Source organism: Rhodococcus sp. G6(2025) (assembly GCF_058628105.1).
This window is the reverse complement of sequence record NZ_CP179750.1, coordinates 4,556,229-4,578,394: the sequence shown is the minus strand read 5'-3', so window position 1 is coordinate 4,578,394 and position 22,166 is coordinate 4,556,229. Positions and strand designations below refer to the sequence as shown.

At 66.2% G+C, this 22,166-nt stretch carries 14 protein-coding genes; 4 read left to right on the top strand and 10 right to left on the bottom strand.

Annotated elements, in window-relative coordinates; translation table 11 throughout:
• Window positions 1-67: 67 nt before the first annotated feature.
• From mimD to ACLIVD_RS20920, 4 genes are all read right to left on the bottom strand, one after another.
• Window positions 68-409, bottom strand: a complete 342-nt coding sequence (mimD, locus tag ACLIVD_RS20935; RefSeq protein ID WP_009472934.1) for a propane 2-monooxygenase effector subunit MimD — start codon at window positions 407-409, stop codon at window positions 68-70.
• A complete protein-coding gene (locus ACLIVD_RS20930) occupies window positions 406-1,512 on the bottom strand; it encodes an aromatic/alkene monooxygenase hydroxylase subunit beta (RefSeq protein ID WP_491930580.1) in 1,107 nt (368 codons plus the stop codon). The genes mimD and ACLIVD_RS20930 overlap by 4 nt, the downstream gene beginning before the upstream one ends.
• Window positions 1,513-1,563: 51 nt before the next feature.
• A complete protein-coding gene (locus tag ACLIVD_RS20925; protein ID WP_009472932.1) occupies window positions 1,564-2,607 on the bottom strand; it encodes a 2Fe-2S iron-sulfur cluster-binding protein in 1,044 nt (347 codons plus the stop codon).
• Window positions 2,608-2,691: 84 nt separating this feature from the next.
• Complete coding sequence (locus ACLIVD_RS20920; protein WP_009472931.1) at window positions 2,692-4,326, bottom strand: ferritin family protein; 1,635 nt, start codon at window positions 4,324-4,326, stop codon at window positions 2,692-2,694.
• A 350-nt stretch (window positions 4,327-4,676) separates the two neighbouring features.
• On the opposite strand from ACLIVD_RS20920, the gene ACLIVD_RS20915 reads away from it, so the two are divergent.
• Together ACLIVD_RS20915 and ACLIVD_RS20910 are read left to right on the top strand one after the other, a co-directional pair.
• Entirely contained in the window at window positions 4,677-6,332 is a 1,656-nt protein-coding gene (locus tag ACLIVD_RS20915; protein ID WP_491930579.1) for a sigma-54-dependent Fis family transcriptional regulator, read from the top strand.
• Window positions 6,333-6,445: 113 nt separating this feature from the next.
• The gene (locus ACLIVD_RS20910; RefSeq protein WP_283352015.1) at window positions 6,446-7,903 is read left to right on the top strand and encodes a catalase; all 1,458 of its coding nucleotides are present in this window, start codon (window positions 6,446-6,448) and stop codon (window positions 7,901-7,903) included.
• Between the two features lie 89 nt (window positions 7,904-7,992).
• On the opposite strand, the gene ACLIVD_RS20905 is transcribed toward ACLIVD_RS20910, so the two are convergent.
• From ACLIVD_RS20905 to ACLIVD_RS20895, 3 genes are all read right to left on the bottom strand, one after another.
• Window positions 7,993-9,153 carry a hypothetical protein gene (locus ACLIVD_RS20905; RefSeq protein ID WP_491930578.1) on the bottom strand — a complete coding sequence of 387 codons (1,161 nt, stop codon included), beginning with the start codon at window positions 9,151-9,153 and terminating at the stop codon, window positions 7,993-7,995.
• Complete coding sequence (locus ACLIVD_RS20900; protein ID WP_491930577.1) at window positions 9,153-10,103, bottom strand: metal-dependent hydrolase; 951 nt, start codon at window positions 10,101-10,103, stop codon at window positions 9,153-9,155. Before ACLIVD_RS20900 ends, ACLIVD_RS20905 begins: the two co-directional genes overlap by 1 nt.
• Window positions 10,104-10,461: 358 nt before the next feature.
• Entirely contained in the window at window positions 10,462-11,007 is a 546-nt protein-coding gene (locus ACLIVD_RS20895) for an SDR family NAD(P)-dependent oxidoreductase (RefSeq protein WP_283335415.1), read from the bottom strand.
• 365 nt (window positions 11,008-11,372) lie between these two features.
• Here ACLIVD_RS20895 and ACLIVD_RS20890 point away from each other — a divergent pair, with 365 nt between their 5' ends.
• Window positions 11,373-11,978, top strand: a complete 606-nt coding sequence (locus ACLIVD_RS20890; RefSeq protein ID WP_009472923.1) for a TetR/AcrR family transcriptional regulator — start codon at window positions 11,373-11,375, stop codon at window positions 11,976-11,978.
• A gap of 86 nt (window positions 11,979-12,064) precedes the next feature.
• On the opposite strand, the gene ACLIVD_RS20885 is transcribed toward ACLIVD_RS20890, so the two are convergent.
• The gene (locus tag ACLIVD_RS20885; protein WP_009472922.1) at window positions 12,065-12,442 is read right to left on the bottom strand and encodes an ANTAR domain-containing protein; all 378 of its coding nucleotides are present in this window, start codon (window positions 12,440-12,442) and stop codon (window positions 12,065-12,067) included.
• A 69-nt stretch (window positions 12,443-12,511) separates the two neighbouring features.
• Entirely contained in the window at window positions 12,512-13,522 is a 1,011-nt protein-coding gene (locus ACLIVD_RS20880; RefSeq protein ID WP_491930576.1) for an NAD(P)-dependent alcohol dehydrogenase, read from the bottom strand.
• A 252-nt stretch (window positions 13,523-13,774) separates the two neighbouring features.
• Here ACLIVD_RS20880 and ACLIVD_RS20875 point away from each other — a divergent pair, with 252 nt between their 5' ends.
• Window positions 13,775-20,902 (top strand): amino acid adenylation domain-containing protein, encoded by a 7,128-nt coding sequence (locus tag ACLIVD_RS20875; RefSeq protein ID WP_491930575.1) that lies wholly within the window; start codon window positions 13,775-13,777, stop codon window positions 20,900-20,902.
• A 4-nt stretch (window positions 20,903-20,906) separates the two neighbouring features.
• Here the strand turns inward: ACLIVD_RS20875 and ACLIVD_RS20870 are convergent, their stop codons facing one another.
• Window positions 20,907-22,148: an amidohydrolase gene (locus tag ACLIVD_RS20870; protein WP_491930574.1), complete on the bottom strand. Its 1,242-nt coding sequence runs from the start codon at window positions 22,146-22,148 to the stop codon at window positions 20,907-20,909.
• Window positions 22,149-22,166 lie beyond the last annotated feature (18 nt).

Here is a 22,166-nt window from a genome sequence, read left to right as displayed (position 1 = left end):
TGGTCCTGGTTTTCGGGTGGGCTGGGGGTGTCCGGGGCCACCCTGTGTGGCCCCGGACAGCTGCGATCTACTGCGCTGTGAGGTCGAATCCGATGTACTCGGCGGCGTCCTCGGGGCTGGCGAACAGCAGGGTCTTCTCGTCGAGGTGGACCATGCGCCCGTAGTGGGTGGAGCTGATCTCCTCGAAGATGGAGCCGTCGAATTCCTGGCCGAGGGCGTCGGTGAGTTCCTCATAGTCGAAGTCGAGCAGCTTCTGGCCGTCGACGCGGATCATCGACGGGTACTCGGTCAGCTCGACACCGTCCTTGGCGCCCATCACTTCCGCGACGACACGGCCGATGGGGGTGTTCATCAAGGTCACGCCACACATGTTGGAGAACTCGGTGGACGATCCGAATTGCATGCTCACTTGTCCAACTCCTTGGGGATGTCGAGCCCGAGGTCCTCGAGCAGGGAACGGAACTTGTCGGTGGCGGCGTCGAAACTGGTGGCGAAGGTGATCGCCTTGTCGGCCGGCTGTGACCAGATCGGCTGCAGTGCCCGGGCGGCGTCGAGGCACCGTGGCACCCAGATCGAGAGCCAGGTGCCGAACAGCTCCTTGTTCGTCTCCCCGTGCTCGGGGTCTCGGGTGAGCAACCGGAACAGGTTGCGGGTGTAGGCGAGGTCGCGGTCGTAGTCGTGTTCGCCGGTGCCGACGATGGTGGGGGTGATGTAGTCACCGTTACCGGCGGCGATCTGCATGACCAATTCGCTGCGGAACAGAACGCCGACCAGCTGCTCGAAGACGATGTTCGAGGCGAACAGCAGCTCACACCAGTCCGGAACCGCGGTGAGCCGCTCGACGACCTCGCGGGTGGGCTGCCACTCGGGTGCGGACTGCCAGACCTCCTTGTGGGCGAGACCGTCGAAGTCCTCGGTGGCCTCGGACAGGTCGAGATTGAACAGGGCCAAGTCCTGGGCGAAGCGCATCTTGTGGGCGGCGTTCACCGCGACGGCGGTGTTGATCATGTTCGTCGGGCAGGACCGCTGGATCGAGGTGAACACGTGCAGCGCCAACCCGTTCTCGGCGTGCATCCAGGCCCCCAGGTTGCGGGAGATGAACGTCAGCCACGGGGTGTTCCAGGCGTCGTAAACTCGGGCACGCTTGGCGTTGGACAGGCACAACTCGACCTGATGGACCACCTTGGAGTTGTTGCGGAAGATGGTCTGGTCCCACTCCTCGTTCGGGTCGAGGAAGGCGTGCCAATTCGACGACTTCGCGGCCGTCCACTCCTGTGGGTAACCGCCGGGTCCGTCACCGAAGCCGTAGATCCAGCCCTGCGAGAGGTGACGGTCGGGGTCGGGCTGCACGTCGACGGTCACGTCCTCGTACATCGTCGACCGCTTCTTGGCCGGTGTGTAGTAGCTGAACGAGCGGCTGCGGGAGCTGGGGAACTCCAGCGCACCGGCTTCGGAGTCGGTGAACTCGATCTTCGGAAAGCTGCGTTGCTTGGACTCGGAGGTTGCGGTCATCTCGTTTCTCAGTTCTGTCGGTGAAGCAGGAAGGTGGTTTCCGAGGGACGTCTACTCGAAGGCGGGGCTGGTGAACTTGTCGTAGAAGATCTGGTCGTGCGGGGTGCCCTTCGCCTCGAGCAGTTCCAGGGCGGCGTCGACCATCGGCGGCGGCCCGCACAGGTACACCTCGGCCCGCCCGAGCTCGGGTTCGCTGCAGCTGACGACGTCGGTGACATTGCCGTCCTCGACGGTGATCGCACCCACCGGCGGTGGGTCCATCGATTCGGACAGGCAGGCCACGAAACTGAAATCCTTCAGTCCCTGTCCGAGTTCGAGGATCTCGTCGAGGTAGAACAGGTCCTGCGGGGTGCGGGCACCGTAGTAGAAGTGCACCTGCCGGGTGTTGCCCGTCTCGCTCATGTGCCGCAGCAACGACAGCAGCGGAGCCATCCCCGCGCCGCCGCCGATGAAGACCATTGGCAGAACGTGGCCTTCCTTGATGGTGAACGACCCGTACGGACCGGTCAGGGCGATCTCGTCACCTACCGATATCCCGTCCTCGAGCAGGCCGGCGAACTTGCCGCCGGGGTACTTCTTGATGAGGAATTCGACGTGCCCCGGCGTCGATTGGGTTGTCGCCATGGAGAAGGACCGATGCTCGTCGGTTCCCGGGATGTGCAGGTCGGAGTATTGACCAGGTTTGAATTCGTACCCAGCGGGTTCGACGGGCGCCAGTCGCAGCGACACGATGTCCTTGGTCATCGACTCGATCCCGGTCACCTGGGTGCGCACATCTTGGATGGGGACACCGCCCAGAAGTTCGTCCTCGTCGAAATTGAGCAGTTCGATCGTGCAGTCGCTGTATGCGGTTGAGCGGCACAGCAGCACGTGCCCCTCGTCGACCTCGGCGTCGTTGCACGCAAATGTCGAGTAGTTCTCCATCTGGATGTCGCCGTCGAGGACAAAGGATTTGCAGGCCGAGCAGCGTCCCTCACGGCAGCCGTGCATCAGGTGGATGCCTTGTCGGAATGCGGCATCGAGGATGTACTCGTCTTCGCCGACTTCCATCTCGATGTCGACGGGCTCGAAGTTGATTACGTGCTTGTCGGCCACGGGGGTTCTCCTGGGCTCGTGAAGTGAATGGTGAAGCGGTGGGTGGCGCCGGAGTGGCCGCGGCGCCACCCACCGGGCCTTGAATCAGGCCGGAACTGTGCCGCCGGCGCGGTACGCGGCGATGTGCGCGTTGCGTTCGGCTTCGGACATCTGGTTCAGCAGCACGTTCGGACTCTGGAAGGTGTTGCCTCGTACGTCGTCCAGAGTCCACATCTTCTTCGGGTCGTCCAGATGGAGGTGCGGCTGACCGATGAGGGTCTTACCGTCGTCGCGCACGTAACCGAGGTCCTGCACGATGTCAGCGAGATCCTTGCCGTGATGGAGGGTCTCCCACTCCCGGAATCCGGTGAGACGCCCCATGTTCGGGGTATCCCGGCCCTCGTACTCGCTGCGGAACGCGACCGCGTCGGTCCAGTAGCAAGTCTCCGAGCAGTAGGTCCGCCACTGGTCGTCGACCTTCTCCACGACCATGTCCTCGCGGATCAGGGCCGGCACCATGCAGGTCCAGCACCGGTGCGGGTACTGGTACCCGACCTCCTCGAACGCGATCGGCTTGTTACGGCCGGGGTAGGCGAGGCGGTTGTACTCCTCCCACCACTTGCCGTACTTCGAGTACCAGCCGGGGTACTTGTGCTCGAACCATTCGAAGTCCTTGTCGGTCATCGTGTCGATCCGCCAGTAGTTCACCGGCCAGCCGGTGGCGAAGAACCGGGCCACCTCGTGGACGTAGCCCTTCTCGGTGATCCGTTTCCACGACTCCTCGACCAGGTCGTGCGGGATCGTCAGGCCGTACTTCTCGAGCGGGATGAGGTAGCTGCGGTAGTAGTCGTCGTAGATCCACCGCCGCCACATCTCGGCGTAACTTTCGCGGTCCTTGCGGCGGTCCTTCGTGCCGTACTCAATGAAGGTGCCGATCGCGGCGTCGACGACACAGTGGTTGTTCCACCATGCGTACCGCAGATCCCGTTCGAGCAGCGGCCGGTTGCGCTCGTCGGCGAGCGCCATCAGCAGGATCGAATAGCCGTTGGAGATGTGCCGGGACTCGTCGGATTGCACCGAGTGGAACACCGTCGGCAGCAGGTAGTCACCGTTGGCGGCGGCCTCGTCGGGCATCGCGACGAACAGGGTGTTGGTGAACGCGGTCTCGGCGACCACGGTCAGGTAGATGTTCGCGGCAGTGATTGCGTCACCGGTGATGAACCCTTCGCCGAACTGCCGGCCGATGGTGCCCGCGTAGTTGTTCGAGAACGCCTTCTCGGTGATGTCGAACCCGGCGGGATCGATGTAGTTGTTCATGTACAGCTTCTTGAGGTTCATCTGGATCGTCGAGTGACGAACCTCGTCGATCATCTGCACCGCCAGCCCGTTGTGGATTTCCGGGTTGGGGACGGCGTCGATGGCCATCGGCATCGCTCGGGCGGCCGAGATCTCCGGGAACGGAATGATCGACAGGAACAGCTTCTGCCACTCGAGCCACCGCTGCTGCACCTGCCGGAACATGTTGCCGCGGATGGCACCGTCCATGGCGCCGTACACGCGGTTGTCCTTCTCTTCCTCCATCGGGAAGTAGGACCGCATGATCTGCTTGAGAGGATCCTTCTTCGGAGCCTTCTCGAAGGTGTAGTCGGTGCCGAACCGGGTGGCCGGGGTTGCGAATGTCGGATCCCATGACAGTTCGGTGATCTTCGCGTGGGCCTTTGTCAGGCTTTGCCTACTCAATGTGCGCCTCCTGGATCGTGAGCCGGCCGGGTGCCGGCTGTGGGGGGGACGTTGTGGAAATTGATTGAACCCCGTGACCCATCTCTCATCCGTCTCAGTGTGAGACGCAGGTCACCTTCGGGTGGGTGGTGGCTGCCTACACTTGCCCCGCGCCGCGGCAGACCATGCAGCCCTCGATCAGTCGACCCAGGAGACCCGAGCGAGTGACCCCACAGCCCACCAGCACGTCACACCACCGCACGACGCCGAAGTCGAACTCGGACTCGGACTCGGACTCGGACTCCGAGGGGGCTCCGGCCTCGAGTTCGCCTGCGGGATCGGACTACCTTCGTCTGAGTAATTGGCTCCGGGTGTCCTGGTCGCGATCTCGGCAGGCGTTGGGCGACGACGACCGGCCCGCCGCCGCGTACGTCGAGCGCGCGGCCGCCGATACGGTGCTCGAGCGCGCCGCCCGATCCGTGCTGCCCGACTTGACCACCGCCATCGAAAACGAGCCGGTATCACTGATTCTCACCGATGCGAACGGCATCGTCCTCTCCCGCACCGGTGGCGACAGCGCCTTGTTCACCGCACTCGACCGAGTCGACCTCGCCCCGGGCTTTCGCTACGCGGAGACCCAGGTCGGCACCAATGGAATCGGTACCGCGCTCGAGGTCGGCCGACCTCTCCTCGTGGACGGAGACCAGCACTTCAGTGGTCCGCTGCGGTCCTTCTCCTGCGCGGGAGCGCCGGTGACGCACCCCATGACCGGAGCGATTCTCGGTGTCGTGGACCTGACCACCGCCGCGCAGAATTCCAACACCCTGCTGCTGTCCTTCGCCACACTTGCCGCAGCCCGCCTTCGCGAGCGCATGCTCGACGACGCAACCGAACTGGACCGGGCGATCTTCAGTGCGTACCGGTCCGCATGCCGGCGCTCCAGCCGACCCGTCGTCGCTGTCGGTGACGAGGTCGTGATGATGAACTCGCTGACCCGGCAACAATTCGACTCACCAGACCAGATGGCGATCCTCGAACGCACCCGAGACATCGGCGGCGAAACGGCACCGGTCACGATCCTCACCGACCTGCCCAGCGGAACGGTCGCACGCCTGAGTTACGAGCCGGCATTCACCGGTAGCCGGCTGGCCGGAGGTGTTGTTCGGATCACGAAACAGGTTGCTTCGCAGCGTCTTTCCACTCCGAAGGTGAATGTTCCCACCCCGCCCGCGATCGCCGGTGCCAGCCCGCTCTGGCGGCACACGGTCCAGGCGGTCGTCGACGCCTGCCGACGACAGGACTGGCTCGTCCTCGACGGAGAACCCGGCGTCGGCAAGACCGCCCTGATCCGAGCGGCGCACCAACTCGTACCGGACCGCGGACTCGCCGTACTCGACGCCACCGCACTCGGCGACGATCTCCTCACCGAGGCCTCCGACGAACTCGACAGCGGATCCGACCTGGCAATACTGCACGCACACGCCCTGAACGACGCTCACCTCGCCGCGCTCGCGGACCTACTGCAGGGCCCCGAGGCGCAGGAGCCACCTCGCAGACCGTGGGTGGTGCTCACCCGGTATCCCCAGGACTCGACCGACACCACTCCACTGCTGCGCATGTTCCCCAAGTCGGTCACGGTGCCACCCCTACGGCACCACCTGGACGACATTCCGGATCTTGTGCGCAGCCTCCTCGACACCCTGGGGGCCACCGGCCTCACCCTGGCTCCAGCCGCCTCGAATCAGCTCGCGCGTCTGGCGTGGCGCGGAAACGTCACCCAGCTGAAGAAGGTTCTCGAGGACACTTGCCGGCGGCAACGGGCCGGTGTCGTCGAAATCGACACCCTGCCTCCCGCATGCCGTTCCACCACACGCCGAACGTTGACCAGGATGCAGGCGCTCGAGAGGGACGCGATCGTGGACGCGCTCGCGCTTCATGCCGGCGACAAGACGGCCGCCGCCACCGCCATCGGCATGTCCCGAGCGACGATCTACCGCAAGATTCGCGAATTCGGCATCGTGCTCTGACCGACCGTACCGCGGGAATGTCAGATTGAGACATCGCTGCGCTCTCCCTCGAGGGATGCTCTCGCCGAACCACATTCACCCGCCCAGACTCGGGTGTCAGACAGGAGAAATCGATGACCAACCCGAACGGACTCACCACAGTCGCCGGTGCGCCGGTACCCGACAACCAGAACAGCCTCACCGCCGGCGCACGCGGTCCGATGCTCCTGCAAGACGTCTGGCTTCTCGAGAAACTCGCGCACTTCGACCGCGAAGTCATCCCCGAACGCCGCATGCACGCCAAAGGTTCGGCCGCGTTCGGCACCTTCCGCGTCACCCACGACATCACCGCACACACCAACGCCGCCGTATTCTCGGAGATCGGCAAGCAGACCGAGGTATTCCTGCGTTTCTCCACGGTCGCCGGCGAGCGCGGCGCCGCCGACGCCGAACGCGACATCCGCGGATTCGCCGTCCGCTTCTACACCGAGCAAGGCAACTGGGATGTCGTCGGCAACAACACCCCCGTCTTCTTCTTCCGCGACCCCCTCAAGTTCCCCGACCTCAACCACGCGGTCAAGCGCGATCCGAAGACGAACCTGCGCTCGGCGGAGAACAACTGGGACTTCTGGACCAATCTCCCGGAGGCGCTGCACCAGATCACCATCGTGATGTCCGACCGCGGCATCCCCGACGGCTACCGGCACATGCACGGTTTCGGGTCACACACCTTCTCGTTCGTCAACGACGCCGGGGAACGCTCCTGGGTGAAGTTCCACTTCCGCACTCAGCAGGGCATCAAGAACCTCACCGACGAAGAGGCTGCCGTCGTCGTCGCCGGCGATCGCGAGTCGGCGCAGCGCGATCTCTTCAATGCAATCGAGGAGGGCAATTACCCGAAGTGGACCCTTTTCGTGCAGATCATGCCGGAAGCCGACGCCCAGACCTACCGCTATCATCCCTTCGACCTCACCAAGGTGTGGTCCAAGAAGGACTATCCGCTCATCGAGGTCGGGGAACTCGAACTCGACCGCAACCCGGAGAATTACCACGCCGACGTCGAGCAGGCGGCCTTCTCCCCGGCGAACATCGTCCCCGGCATCGGGTTCTCACCGGACCGCATGCTGCAAGGCCGGCTGTTCTCCTACGGCGACGCCGCCCGCTACCGGCTCGGCGTCAACCACCACCAGATCCCGGTCAACAGTCCCAGAGGGGCAACCCACGTCAATTCGTTCCACCGTGACGGCGTCATGCGGGTCGACGGCAACCAGGGCAGCGTCCCGAGCATCGAACCCAACTCACACGGCCGCTTCGCCGACCAGCGGAGCTACGCCGAACCGCCACTCGAAGTCGGCGTGGTCGCCGACCGGTTCGACTACCGAGCAGACGACGACAACTACTTCGAACAGCCCGGCAACCTCTTCCGCAGCATGACTGCCGAACAGCAGACGGTGCTGTTCGAGAACACCGCCCGTGCCATCACCGGAGCGTCGGCTGCCGTCATCGAGCGCCACATCGCCAACTGCACCCAAGCAGACCCCGCCTACGGCGAAGGCGTGCGAAAGGCCTGTGAAGCGCTCGGCGCCTTGTAGTTCGCGCATCCCAGCCCGTGATCTGCGCGCATCGCCGCGGATCACGGGCTGGGGTCGCACCGGCCAAGCAGTCGCTCCCGTCGTCGCGCCTATCGGACCGCGTTCGGCACCGCACCCTCACCGGAGACCGGGCCGCGTCCGTCAGCGGCCCCCCGCGGCACCGTGAAGGTGGCGGCGACGCACAGAATCGCAATCGCGAAGCAGGCGATGGTGTACCAGAGATTTCCGATGGGATCGCCGTTGCTCGTGACGCCGTCGACGGCGCCGAAGTAGCTGGGCAACGCGGTCACCCACAGAATGCCCATCACACCGAGGTACACCACACTGTAGACACGGACGAAATCGTTCGAGTAGGCGGGAACGTCCGACGTCCCCCGTCGAAGCCGTGACCACTGCCGGACCAGGATCGGAATCGCGACGAGCACGATGACGATCAGTTCGGCCGCGTAGAGAATTCCCCGGACCGTGGTGCTCTCCATTCCGAGGACCGTCGCCGGGATCGGGAGGATGAACGTGCCCGCCGACGCCAGGAGACCGATCACGATCGTGCGCCACACCAGTTCGAGTCCGGTGAAGTCCCGGCCCCGGTCGGCGTAGCGGCCCACGAAGAACTGAACGCACAGGGCCAGCGACATGGGCCACAGGGCCGCGAACACCACCACGCTCGGCAGTGGGACCGAGTCGAACATGGGCTGGTTGACCGGGTTGGTGGTCGACCATTCCCACCACCTCAGCTGCGGTCCGAGCTGGTCGAAGATCTCGTAGAACGCGTGGTGCACGAAGCCCACACAGACCGCGCCGACGAGTACCCCGTACTTCCGGAAGACGCCGAGCATCCGGACGAGCTCGAAGGCAAGCGTGGCCATCAGCGGATAAATCGCGATGATGTACAGCGGTAGCCGGCCCCACAGGAAGTCCACGGTGAACACGTTGTGCGCGAACATCGTGTCCACGTGCTCTTCGATCCCGAAGGCCGCCGGAAAGTACAGCGGTGGCTCGATGACGAACAGGTACGCCGTGGCGCCGAACCAGAGCACCAGGTTGGTCGGATCGCCGTTGCGGCGCCAGCGCAGGATCGCGAATACGAGCGCGAGCACCGACCCGACCACGATGGTGAGCTCGAGAACCGGCAGGGTCCAGTTCTCCAGCGCCGACGGGCTACGGACCTCGACGAGTCCGCCGGCCTCGGCGCACGAGAAGCCGAGCGCTGCCGAGAGTTGGTCGAAGGTGGGTGAGCAGAGGTCGGCCATCAGTTGACCACCGCCGGGACGGGATCGGTCCGGCGTTCGCGTGAGTCCGTGGTGTACCACCGGGTGCAGTCGTAGCCTGCGTCGTATCGGGCGAACCACTCGTCGGCGAGCGCGGGCAGCTTTTCGTGGGTGGGGTCGTGTTTCGGCATCTGACTACGGACGATGCCGGCCAGTGCGGTGAGCTGTTCACCGCGCGGGAGGTCGTCGAACGCACGCGGCATGACGCCTTTGCTCAGGTAGGGCGCGAACGACGTGAGCAGTTTCTGCTTCGTGCGGTGCGTGGCGAACATCGACATCGAATCGACCTTCCGCTCCCTGATCGGCACGTGCTGATTGAAGCCGGCGCAGGCGATCCGCATCACCTTCATCACATGTGCGAAGATCGACGGCGCCATCCGCATCCGGTACAGCTCTTCCCCGACAAGGGAATTGAAGATGATCATCGCGGAACTCCGGTGTTCGACCTCTTCGACGAAATGCCAGATGAACAGGGACGCGACGCGGTCGTCTCCCGGTCGGAAGAGGGTCGCGTCGTTGTCGAGCATCAGTTTGAACACCGGCGTGAAGGTTGCCTCCAGATCCGCGGTGTAGGCGAGTCGGTAGTTCAGGGTCGTCGCCTCGGTGAGGAGGTCGTACTCGCCGATCACGGCGTCCAGGGTGTTCTGGAGCCCCGGGTATCGCTTGATCAGGGCTTTGACGTGCTGGCGATGCGCGGTCGAGTGGTGACCCTCCTGACGCATGAACGCCATGGCCTCTTCTGCGACCTCGGGGTCGGTCATCCGTGGTTTTGCCTGCATGATCGCCTTGACGATCATCTTCTCGAAGCCGACGGCCAGGAACGAGATCGCATTCGACATGTTCGACCAGGCCGGGTTGTCGGGGTTCCAGAGGAACGGGACGTCCTGTTCGTCAAACGCGAAATCCATCTTTCTGGGGTGCAGGTCGGTCATGTGGGATACCTCGTCTCGTGCGACATGAGTGGGCTGCAGCCTCTGGGCAGGTAGAGACCCGAGCGTTTAATAACATACACACATCGATGGGTATGTATGATTAAGTTTCCCAAGCAACGGGTTACCGATCTGAACAATTCGGTTTTGCGCATGCCAACGAGCCTCGGTCGCGGCTCCATCAACGATGGGGTGCCGGTCACCGATCGCGATGCGGTCCCGCGCCTGTTCCGGAGACCTAGCGCTGTCGTTACTCACGGTTCGGTTGCCACCGAACCCGGAAGGAGGAGGGCGTTCGTCCCGCCTCCAGGCCCGGGTCAGTCGACGACAGCGCCCCCGGTGAGGTTGATCTCGGCCGCGGTCATCGTCGTGGTCCAGTCGGACGCGGCGAAGACGGCCGCGTTCGCTGTCGGCACAGTCCGGCGAGTGCGGCCCACGCGACGTGGGAGCCACCGAGGTTCGGGATAGCCTCCCGTCCGCCGGCCATGACGAGGATGACGCCGGTGCCGCGTCCCACCATGTGGCGTGCAGCGGCCGTGGCCACGGTGAAGCTCGTCGTGACCGCCTTGGCGACTGGCTGCATGACGTCGCCGACCCGCATGTCGACGAGCGGCGTGCCTTGGATGTCGTCGTTGAAGGTGGCGTTGAAGCAGACGTCGATGCCGCCGCTCTGGTCCGCCACCGCCGCGGCATGCCATTCAACCGCGTCCCGGTCCACCGCATCGAGAACCGCGACGTGCGCAATCCCGCCCTCGTCCCTGATGCGGTGGGCGACATCCTCGAGCGTGGCGCGCGTGCGTCCGGTGAGGTGCACCTCTGCGCCTTCCCGCGCGTACGCCCGCGCGACCGCGGAGCCGATGGCGCCACTGCCTCCGTGGACGATCGTGGTGCGGTTCTGCAGCAGCATCACTCATCCGCCTTCCGTCTCTCGCGTACCAGGGTAGGACCGCGAGAGGAAGGCCCGCGCGAGTTTCCGGACTTCATCGGCACGAGCTCGAGTGGCGTCGAGCTGCAGCTCGGGCGTCGCGCTCGGGTCCCGGACCATCAGCGACAACCGCGGGCCCGTAGTCCACGCCGGTGGAAGCGGTGGTGGTCCGGCTCAACATCGCGCACCCGGAATTCGGCGAATCCCTGGAGAGCGTCCGCGAAACAGGGCTACGGGGTGGAGGGCCAAGCGTTCGCGGTAACCTCTGAGTCCGGTGGGGCGGTGCGCCGACAGCCCTTGCATGCCGTTCGGGCCCAACGGCGCGTTGTGAGAGGTAGGGAAAGACAGTGGCTGGCAGGCGTGGGTGGGGTGGTAGTCCGCCTGGAAGTGACGAGGAAGCGTCCCGGCGAATCGTCACCGCCGCAGTCGAACTCATCAGTCGGAAAGATACGGCGATCAGCATCGCCGACGTTGCGGAATCCCTCGGCGTCATCCGTCAGACGGTGTACCGATACTTTCCCAGCACCGACGCCCTCCTACGAGCCGCAGCCATCGCCGCCGTCGCCGGATTCCTCGACCGCCTCACAGAACACCTCGTGGGCATCGAAGACCCCGCTGAAGCTGTGGTCGAGGCCGTGATCTACACACTCAACGAAGCGCCCCGCATTCCGCAGCTCGGCATCATGCTGTCCGGTTCTCATTCCCACACCGAGGGGATCACGTCCGACGAGGCCCTCACCTTCGGAATGACGATGATCAGACGCTTCGACGTCGACTGGGAGCGGCACGGCTACGACGAGCCCGCCCTGCGTGAGCTCGTCGAATATCAGCTGCGGACGATGCAGTCGTTCTTCATCTCGCCCGGAAACCCGCCGCGGAGCCAGGACGAACTGCGTGCGTACCTGCGACGGTGGGTGGGGTCAACGGTCGCCGTCCCGCGCAATCCAGCCTAGAGACCGGGCGGCGATCTGCCGCAGGAGTATGGGTACGCAGCCGCTGCGACGACCCCGGCGCGCCGACAGCCGACGGACCGCGCAGGTCACGGGCGTATCTGCGTAGCGAGGTGGGGATGGTTTCGCCCGTGCAGGCTGGCCATGCGCTGCGACGGCCGGTGGGGCCCCGAAGGAGGCTGTCCGCGGAGTCCTTCCCACTCGGGGAACGTGCCCGGACGGCGACTGGTGAGGTGCCGGGTGTTGCTGGTGAGGTCGATCAGGCACCGGGCGGCACCCTGCACGGAGAGGTGGTGCCGTCGTGCCACGTCGAGCAGTTCGTCGAACGCCTGCGCATCGCTGTAGCCCCGGCTGGTGATCAGCACCGCCTTCGCGGTGGTCAACAGTTCACGGTCGGAGGGCCCGCGGCGCCGGTCCAGGAAGCTTCGGGTGGGTCGCACGGGGTTCGGGTTCTCGGATTTCAACATCTGGCACCGTCCTTTTGTGTACGAGATTCCCCCAGGTCGCGATCTCGTAAACGCGCGTACCCGAGTGGGTCATGTGGGCATGCGGGTGGTTGGAACCCGATCCCCGGGGCGGCCCGTCTGCGCCACGGTGATGACGACGTTGCCACTCTTGTGTCCGGTATCGACATACCGATGCGCCTCGACGATGCGTTCCAGGGGATAGCTGCGGTCGATGACGATCCGCAGTTTGCCCGCTTCGATGAGCTGCTTGATGTACGCCAATGCGTCGTTCTTGCGGACGGACATACCGGTGACGACTTTCCTTCCGCCTCGGATCGAGGTCCAGAGTTGCAGCAGGTTGTTGTTCAGCCCGGATGTGGGAACGTAGCACCCGTGCTCGGTGAGCGAGCCCTTGCACCGAGCGAACGAATTCCTGCCGACGGCGTCGAAGACGACGTCGTATTCCTCGGCGTTGTCGGTGAAATCCTCTGTGGTGTAATCGATGACCTTGTCGGCGCCCAGGGACTTCACCAACTCCGTGTTGTGCGGACCGCACACTCCGGTGACCTCCGCGCCGAACGACTTGGCGAGTTGCACTGCGTAGGTGCCGACGCTGCCGGAGGCGCCGTTGACGAGAACCTTCTGTCCGGTTCGCACCTTAGCCTTGTCCCGAAGGAAGAACAGCGCGGTGGTGGCACCGTCGACGGCGGCGGCGGCCTCTTCGTAGGTCTTGTCGACCGGCTTGAGTGCGAGCGAGGCGGTTTCCGGCAGGCACTTGTACTCGGCGTAGGCGCCGATGTCGAAACCGGTGAACCCGAATACCTGATCGCCCGGCTGGAACCGGTACACGTCCTTGCCGACGGCCTCGATCTCTCCGGCAAGCTCGAGGCCCAGGGTCCGCAGGTTCCTTCGTGGCCTTCGCAGCCCGAGGATCAACCGGCCCCAGAGCGGCTCGCCGCGGCGCATCTTGCATTCGGCTGTTGTCACCGTTGTCGCGTGGACTTTCACCAGGACTTCGCCGTCCTTGGGTGTCGGCTTCGGAACCTGCGCGAGTTCGAGTACTTCGGGTCCGCCGAACCGAGTGTGGATGATCGCCTTCATCGCGGACCTCCTCGGCGGCGCTCCAGGTCATCGCGCCTCGAACACGCTCACGGCCAAGCATAGTTCTCCGGCATCCTCGTCGTGGGGTTGTGCCGACGGTGCAGGGTGCCCACACCACACACCTAGGGTGTGTTTTCGCGCAAGGCGATCCGCGGGACCGTAGTGGCGTCGGTATATCCGGCTGCCCCTGCCCACAAGGACCGAGCGTCCCGCCGTCGATCCAGCGGCGCAAGCACCCCGGTTGGTGATTTGATGGAACACGCTGCGCGAGCGAACTACCGAGAGCATCGATCCGATCCGTTCCCGCTGTCCGCGGCGCAGCACGGGCTGTGGTTTGCGCAGCAACTCGCCCCGGACGTCCCGATCTGCATCGCGCAGTACGTCGACATCCACGGGCAGCTGGACGTCGATCTGTTCCGTGAGGTAGCGCTCGTTGCCGGCCACGAATACGAGTCGGTGTTCCTGCGCCTGGTCGACGTCGATGGTGAGCCGCATCAGGTGGTCGATCCGCCTGCCGACGCGGCCATGGGAATCGTCGACTTCCGCAGTGCATCCGACCCGATGGCCGCCGCGGAGGCGTGGATGCAGGAGAACTACACGGCACGAGTCGATTTCGAGCACGACTATCTGTGCGAATCGTCACTGTTGCGGGTCGGTGACGAGCGGCACCTGTGGTACAGCAGGATCCACCACGTCGCCCTCGACGGATACGCGGCGATGACGATGGTCAACCGTGTCGCCGCCCTGTACACCGCGGCGGTCCACGGTCTCGAGCTCGAACCGAACCGTGCAGCCGACCTGCACACCCTGCACCGCCTCGAAGGCGACTACCGGGCGTCCCACCGGTTCTCGTCCGACCGTGACTACTGGGCCGAACGTCTCCACACACGCACGAACGGCGCCTCCCTGACCGACATCGAGGCTCCACCCGCCGCCCACAGCCTGACCGTGCGCGCGGCGCTGTCGACCGATACCGTCGCACGGCTCGAGGACACCGACGGCCGGCCGGGCGCGACGGCAGCAGCCGCGTTGATCGCCGCCTTCGCCTGCTACCTCTCGCGGCGGACGGGACGGCAGGACGTGCTCGTGGACATTCCGCTGTCCGCGCGCACCACCGCTGTACTGCGCCGTTCCGGCGGCATGCTCGCCAACGTTGCGCCATTGCGGGTGCAGGTCCGATCCGACGACACCGTCGGCGACCTCGTGACCCGGGTCCAGCACGAACTGATGGGGGCAATGCGGCACCAGCGCGGCAACGTCGAGGACATTCTGCGTGACCTGGGTGTGTCCGCCGAGGCCCGCAGGATCTCGGGACCGATGATCAACGTGATGCTCTTCGATCAGGATCTCACCTTCGGGTCGCTGACCGGTGACTTCCGGATCCTCACCACCGGTCCTGTCCCAGACCTGTCCGTGAACGTGTACCGGAGTGGCACGCCGACGTCGACGATCGTCGAGTTCGAGGCCAACCCGTACCGCTACCGCGACGACGACCTGCGGTCGCATCACGCCGGCGTCGTCGAACTGATCGACGAACTGCTCGCCGCCGACCCCGGCACACCGCTCGCCGTGATCGGTGTGGCGGAGTTGGAGTGCTTGACTCCGGTGGTGGGTGGGGTGTCGGTGTCGGAGGTGTCGTTGCCGGAGTTGTTGGCGGCGTCGGTGGTTGCGGATCCGGGTGCGGTGGCGGTGGTGTGTGGGGATCGTCGGTTGACGTATCGGGAGTTGGATGAGGCGTCGAATCGGTTGGCGCGGGTGTTGTTGGGGGCGGGGGTGGGTGCGGAGTCGGTGGTGGCTGTGGCGGTGGCGCGGTCGGTCGAGTCGGTGTTGTCGGTGTGGGCGGTGGCGAAGACGGGGGCGGCGTTTTTGCCGGTGGATCCGCAGTATCCGGTGGGGCGTGTGGAGCACATGCTGACGGATTCGGGTGTGGTGGTGGGGGTGACGGTCTCGGAGGTGCGGGATCGGTTGCCGGGTTCGGTGCGGTGGGTGGTGCTCGATGATGTGGCGGTTGTGTCGCGGTTGTCGTCGGTGTCGGCGGGGGTGGTGACGGATGTGGATCGGGGTGCGCGGGTGCGGGTGGGGCAGGCGGCGTATGTGATTTATACGTCGGGGTCGACGGGTGTGCCGAAGGGGGTGGTGGTGACGCATCGGGGGTTGGCGAATGTGGTGGCTGCGCAGCGTTCGGGTTTCGGGGTGTGTGCGGGTGCTCGGGTGTTGCATTGTGCGTCACCGAGTTTCGATGCGTCGGTGTTCGAGTTGGTGTGGGCGTTGGGGTTGGGTGCGCGGTTGGTGGTGGTTCCGCCGACGGTTTACGGTGGGGAGGAGTTGGCGCGGATTCTGGTGGGGGAGTTGGTGACGCATGCGGTGTTGACGCCGACGGCGTTGTCGTCGGTTGATCCGGTGGGGTTGGGGGCGTTGGGTGCGCTGGTGGTGGCGGGTGAGGCGTGCCCGCCGGAGTTGGTTGCGCGGTGGGCTGCGGGCCGGCGGATGTTCAATGCGTATGGGCCGACGGAGGCGACGATCATGTCGAATGTCAGTGGTGGGTTGGTGGTGGGGGAGTCGGTGACGGTGGGTGGTCCGGTTCGTGGGTTCGGTGAGTTGGTGTTGGATGGGCGGTTGCGGCCGGTGCCGTTCGGGGCGGCGGGGGAGTTGTATTTGTCGGGTCCGGCGCTGGCGCGGGGGTATCGGAATCGGTCGGGGTTGACGGCGGGGCGGTTCGTTGCGGATCCGTTCGGTGGGCCGGGGGATCGGATGTATCGGACGGGGGATGTGGTGCGGTGGCGGCGTTCGGAGGGTGGGCCGGTGCTCGAGTATGTGGGTCGCTCGGATTTTCAGGTGAAGATTCGTGGTTTCCGGATCGAACTCGGCGAAATCGACGCCGCGCTGACACGGCATCCCTACGTCGGATTCGCCGTGACACTCGGTCGCACCGCCCCGTCCGGGGACACCGTCCTGGTGTCGTACGTCCTGCCGTCCGGTGACGACGAACCCGACGTCGCCGAACTGACCGACCATGTGCGCTGCTTCGTGCCCGCCCACATGGTGCCCGCGACCATCGTCATCCTCGACGAGCTGCCCCTCACCCCGGTGGGCAAGCTGGACCGGCAAGCATTGCCGGCCCCGGATTTCGCGATCGTCCGCACCGTGTTCCGCGCGTCGACCAGTACGGCCGAGCACACCGTGGCAGACGTCTTCGCCGAGGTGCTCGGACTCGACCGGGCCGGGCTCGACGACAACTTCTTCGACCTGGGCGGAAACTCGCTGAGCGCGACCCGCGCCGTCGCCCGCATCAACTCCGCGCTGGGCGTCGCCTTGGGGGTCCGGGAGCTGTTCGAGGCGCCGACGGTGGCGGAACTCGCCGCCCGTGCCGCTACCGCGGATCGCAGCACTGCGGCGCGTCCCGCCCTCACGGCGGCCCCGCGCCCGGACCGGGTGCCGCTGTCCCTCGCGCAGCAGCGGATGTGGATCGTCAACCAGGTCGACACGGCCTCGCCCGCCTACAACGTTCCGATCGCGCTGCGCCTGACCGGCGAACTCGACATCGAAGCTCTGCGCGCCGCGTTCGGCGACGTCGTCGAACGACACGAGCCGCTCCGCACCGTCTACCCCGGCTCTGCAGACGGCCCGCATCAGGTGGTGCTGCCCGCGGACCGGGTGACCCTCGACCTCACCCCGGTCACCGTGTCCGACGAGGCGGCGCTGCGCAGTGAGCTGGTGCCCCTCGCGTCGGCCGAATTCAACGTGAGCCGCGACGTCCCGATGCGCATCGCGGTGCTGCGGATCGGTCCGGACGAACACGTGGTGGCTCTCGTGTTGCACCATATCGCGGCGGACGGATCGTCGATGGCGCCGCTCGCTCGCGACGTGATGGTTGCGTACACCGCGCGTACACACGGACGTCCCCCCGGGTGGGCGCCGATGCCGGTGCAGTACGCGGACTTCGCGCTGTGGCAACGCCGCACCCTGGGCAGCGACACCGACCCGGACTCGCTGATTTCGGCGCAGCTGGACTACTGGCGCCGGACCCTCGACGGGATGCCCGAGCTGCTCGAGCTGCCGACCGACCGGCGGCGCCCGCTGCAGCGGTCCGCACACGGCGCCACCGTGCCGTTCGCGATCGGTGCGGACCTCCACAAGAAGCTGTCCGACCTCGCCCGGGACCACGATTCGACGCTGTTCATGGTCGCGCACGCCGCACTCGCCGTCCTGCTCGGCCGGCTGAGCGGCGAGACGGACCTCGCGGTGGGAACGCCCGTCGCCGGTCGCGGCGACGCGGCACTGGACGAGATGGTCGGCATGTTCGTCAACACCGTGGTGCTGCGGACCCGGGTCGCGCCCGAGAGCTCCTTCACCGACCTGGTGGCGCACGTCCGCGAGACCGACCTCGGGGCATTCGGGCACGCGGAGGTGCCGTTCGACCGGGTGGTGCAGGCGGTCGACCCGGTCCGTTCGACCGCGCACACCCCGCTGTTCCAGGTGCTGCTCGAGTTCCAGAACACCGAGAAGAGCCGCCTCGAACTGCCCGGGCTCATCGTCGAGGTCGTCGACGCCGGTGTCGAGGTCGCCAAATGCGATCTGTGCCTGACCCTGAGTGAGAACGTCGACGAAACCGGCGAACCTGCCGGAATGTCCGCCGCATTCGGTTTCGCCACCGACATCCTGGACGTGAGCACCGTGCGCGGGTTCGCGGACCAGTTCGTCCGCATCCTCGACGCGCTCACGGCGTCGCCCGACCGTCCGATCGGCGACATCGCCGTGATCGGCGCTGCGGAGTTGGAGTGCTTGACTCCGGTGGTGGGTGGGGTGTCGGTGTCGGAGGTGTCGTTGCCGGAGTTGTTGGCGGCGTCGGTGGTTGCGGATCCGGGTGCGGTGGCGGTGGTGTGTGGGGATCGTCGGTTGACGTATCGGGAGTTGGATGAGGCGTCGAATCGGTTGGCGCGGGTGTTGTTGGGGGCGGGGGTGGGTGCGGAGTCGGTGGTGGCTGTGGCGGTGGCGCGGTCGGTCGAGTCGGTGTTGTCGGTGTGGGCGGTGGCGAAGACGGGGGCGGCGTTTTTGCCGGTGGATCCGCAGTATCCGGTGGGGCGTGTGGAGCACATGCTGACGGATTCGGGTGTGGTGGTGGGGGTGACGGTCTCGGAGGTGCGGGATCGGTTGCCGGGTTCGGTGCGGTGGGTGGTGCTCGATGATGTGGCGGTTGTGTCGCGGTTGTCGTCGGTGTCGGCGGGGGTGGTGACGGATGTGGATCGGGGTGCGCGGGTGCGGGTGGGGCAGGCGGCGTATGTGATTTATACGTCGGGGTCGACGGGTGTGCCGAAGGGGGTGGTGGTGACGCATCGGGGGTTGGCGAATGTGGTGGCTGCGCAGCGTTCGGGTTTCGGGGTGTGTGCGGGTGCTCGGGTGTTGCATTGTGCGTCACCGAGTTTCGATGCGTCGGTGTTCGAGTTGGTGTGGGCGTTGGGGTTGGGTGCGCGGTTGGTGGTGGTTCCGCCGACGGTTTACGGTGGGGAGGAGTTGGCGCGGATTCTGGTGGGGGAGTTGGTGACGCATGCGGTGTTGACGCCGACGGCGTTGTCGTCGGTTGATCCGGTGGGGTTGGGGGCGTTGGGTGCGCTGGTGGTGGCGGGTGAGGCGTGCCCGCCGGAGTTGGTTGCGCGGTGGGCTGCGGGCCGGCGGATGTTCAATGCGTATGGGCCGACGGAGGCGACGATCATGTCGAATGTCAGTGGTGGGTTGGTGGTGGGGGAGTCGGTGACGGTGGGTGGTCCGGTTCGTGGGTTCGGTGAGTTGGTGTTGGATGGGCGGTTGCGGCCGGTGCCGTTCGGGGCGGCGGGGGAGTTGTATTTGTCGGGTCCGGCGCTGGCGCGGGAGTATCGGAATCGGTCGGGGTTGACGGCGGGGCGGTTCGTTGCGGATCCGTTCGGTGGGCCGGGGGATCGGATGTATCGGACGGGGGATGTGGTGCGGTGGCGGCGTTCGGAGGGTGGGCCGGTGCTCGAGTATGTGGGTCGCTCGGATTTTCAGGTGAAGATTCGTGGTTTCCGGATCGAACTCGGCGAAATCGAATCGGCCCTCCTCGGATACCCCGGTATCGATCGCGCCGTCGTGAACACCAGCGGCGACCGGTTGGCCGGCTACGTGGTCCCCGCTGCGGGTTCGCTGCTGGACACGTCCGCGGTCCTGGCGCACGCCCGTGCGCGGTTGGCCCCGCACATGGTCCCCGCGACCGTGACGGTCCTCGACGCCGTGCCGGTCACCGCGAACGGGAAACTCGACCGCGCCGCCCTGCCGGAGCCGGACTTCACCGCGGCGCGCGCCGCGTACCGGGCACCGCGCAACGCGACCGAGGAGGTGGTGGCCGCCGCGTTCGCCGAGGGGCTCGGGCTGGACCGGGCCGGGCTCGACGACAACTACTTCACCCTCGGCGGTACGTCGCTCACCGCGACGAGCGTGATCGCCCGGATTGCCGAATCGTCTCCGCGCGCCGTGCCGGTGCAGTGGATCTTCACCCATCCGACGCCGGAAGCCCTGGCGCACATGATCGCCACGGCGCCGGAGGACTCCCGGGCGGAGGATGCCGCCGACCCGTCGCTCGACGTGCTGCTGCCGCTGCGAACCACCGGAACCGGCAACCCGGTGTTCTGCATCCATCCCGCGATCGGGTTGGCCTGGTGCTTCACCGGGCTGGTGCAGCACCTCGGTGACCGCCCGGTGTACGGGCTGCAATCCCCTGCGCTGACCGACCCCGACCTGCAGGTCGACTCCTTGGAGGATCTCGCCGCCCGATACGTCCAGCGGATCCGCTCGGTGCAGCCGCACGGCCCGTATCACCTGGTCGGCTACTCGGTCGGTGGTCAGATCGCCCATGAGATGGCGGTGCAGCTCACGGAGGGCGGCGACGAGGTGGCCACCCTCGCGATGCTCGACACACACCTGACAGGAGGATACGGTCTCACAACGGAAAAGCCCACCGTGGCTGCACTTCTGGCGGAGTTCGGCGCGGTGGTCCCGGGTGACGCGGATGCGGCGGCGACCACGGATCGCGCGGTGGAGGTGCTGCGCCGCACCGGCGGACTGTTCGCAGCCGTGACCGCGGACGACCTCGACGCCGTCCACCGGGTATTCACCCAGACGGTCGCCCTCGCCCTCGCGCACCGCCCGTCGACACCGATCGACCTCGATCTGCTGTTCTTCGGTGCGGCGGACTCTGTGGATGCCCCCACCGGCGTCTCCGCGTGGAGGCCCCACATCGGCGGCGAGATTATCGAACACGCCGTTCCCGTATCGCACCAGCAGATGACGAGTCCGGAAGCGCTCGCCGGCATCGGCCCCGTCCTCGCACAGTGCGTGATGATCGCCGAGCGCCGGCTCGCCTTGTCCTAGGCGATCACGCCCAGGAGGCGCGCCGGGTGAACCCCTCCGGCCGTTCCGCCTGCAGACGCAGCAACGCCCCGCGGACCTTGGTGTCCAGTGCGATGTCGAGGACCGTCCACGCCAGCGCTGTCGCACCGTCGAGGATCGCGGCATCGGCGGCGGGACTGGCTGCGGCGTCGGCGAAGTCGGCGTTGTGCGGGATCGCGGTGCTGCCGAGCACCGCGATCGCGGGATGGATGGACGGCACGACCTGCGACACGTTGCCCATGTCGCTGGAGCCTCCGCCGAGTGAGGCGGACGTGAGTTCGCGACCGGTGGCCTGCAGGTTCTCGTCCCAGATCGCCGCGAGCACCGGGTTCTGGACCATCGGCGCGTAGGGCGGCTCCGTGGCCGCGTACGTCCACTCGCATCCGGTGGCGAGTGCGCCCGCTTCGAAGCAGGCGAGCACACGCTCTTTCACCTCGCGCCACTCACCGATCTCCGGTGCCCGCACCTCGACCTGCACCACCGTCCTGGCCGGAATGATGTTGGTGACGTCTCCTCCGTGCGATACGAACGCGTTGACGCGTGTCTTCGCCCGGAACTGCTGGCGGACCAGCCCGATGGCGTTCAGGGCGATCGTCGCCGCGGCACCGGCATTGATCCCGTGCTCGGGTGCGCCGGCGGCATGTGCGGCGCGGCCAGTGAACGTTACCTCGAATCGATCGACCGCCTGCATCCACAGCGAGGAGCAGGGCATGTCCGTCCCCGATGCACCGTGAACCATCAGCGACAGCGCCGCGTCCTCCCACGCACCGGCTTCGAGCATCGGGATCTTGCCGCCGCCGTGCTCCTCGGCGGGTGTGCCCAGCAGTTTGATCCGGAGACCGGCGTCGTCGGCGACCGCCGCGAGCGCGAGGGCCGCACCCACTCCGGCGGCCGCGATCATGTTGTGGCCGCAGGCGTGCCCGACTTCGGGCAGTGCGTCGTATTCGGCGCAGATCGCGACGGTGAGGTCGCCGGTCCCGTAGACCGCTTCGACGGCCGTGTCGAGCCCGTAGACGCCGACGGTGGTGTCGAAGCCCGCTTTCCGGAGTGCGTCCCCGACGAGGCCGGCGGCGCGGTGCTCCTCGAACGCGATCTCGGGGGTGTCGTGAATGCGGTGGCTGAGTTCGAGCAGCTCCTTCTCGCGATTCCGGACTACCTGCGCCGCAACATCCTTCAATGCTGCTGTGCGCGGCTCGGTGGTGTCGCCGACGGGGGTGGCGAGCGTCATGTGGGTGGTCCTTCCTGG

Bases quoted from the DNA above. Each gene is read 5' to 3' on its own strand.
- ACLIVD_RS20930 (WP_491930580.1), bottom strand. From the start codon at position 1,512: ATGACCGCAACCTCCGAGTCCAAGCAACGCAGCTTTCCGAAGATCGAG.
- ACLIVD_RS20910 (WP_283352015.1), top strand. From the start codon at position 6,446: ATGACCAACCCGAACGGACTCACCACAGTCGCCGGTGCGCCGGTACCC.
- ACLIVD_RS20905 (WP_491930578.1), bottom strand. From the start codon at position 9,153: ATGGCCGACCTCTGCTCACCCACCTTCGACCAACTCTCGGCAGCGCTC.
- ACLIVD_RS20900 (WP_491930577.1), bottom strand. From the start codon at position 10,103: ATGACCGACCTGCACCCCAGAAAGATGGATTTCGCGTTTGACGAACAG.
- ACLIVD_RS20895 (WP_283335415.1), bottom strand. From the start codon at position 11,007: ATGCTGCTGCAGAACCGCACCACGATCGTCCACGGAGGCAGTGGCGCC.
- ACLIVD_RS20885 (WP_009472922.1), bottom strand. From the start codon at position 12,442: ATGTTGAAATCCGAGAACCCGAACCCCGTGCGACCCACCCGAAGCTTC.
- ACLIVD_RS20880 (WP_491930576.1), bottom strand. From the start codon at position 13,522: ATGAAGGCGATCATCCACACTCGGTTCGGCGGACCCGAAGTACTCGAA.
- ACLIVD_RS20875 (WP_491930575.1), top strand. From the start codon at position 13,775: ATGGAACACGCTGCGCGAGCGAACTACCGAGAGCATCGATCCGATCCG.
- ACLIVD_RS20870 (WP_491930574.1), bottom strand. From the start codon at position 22,148: ATGACGCTCGCCACCCCCGTCGGCGACACCACCGAGCCGCGCACAGCA.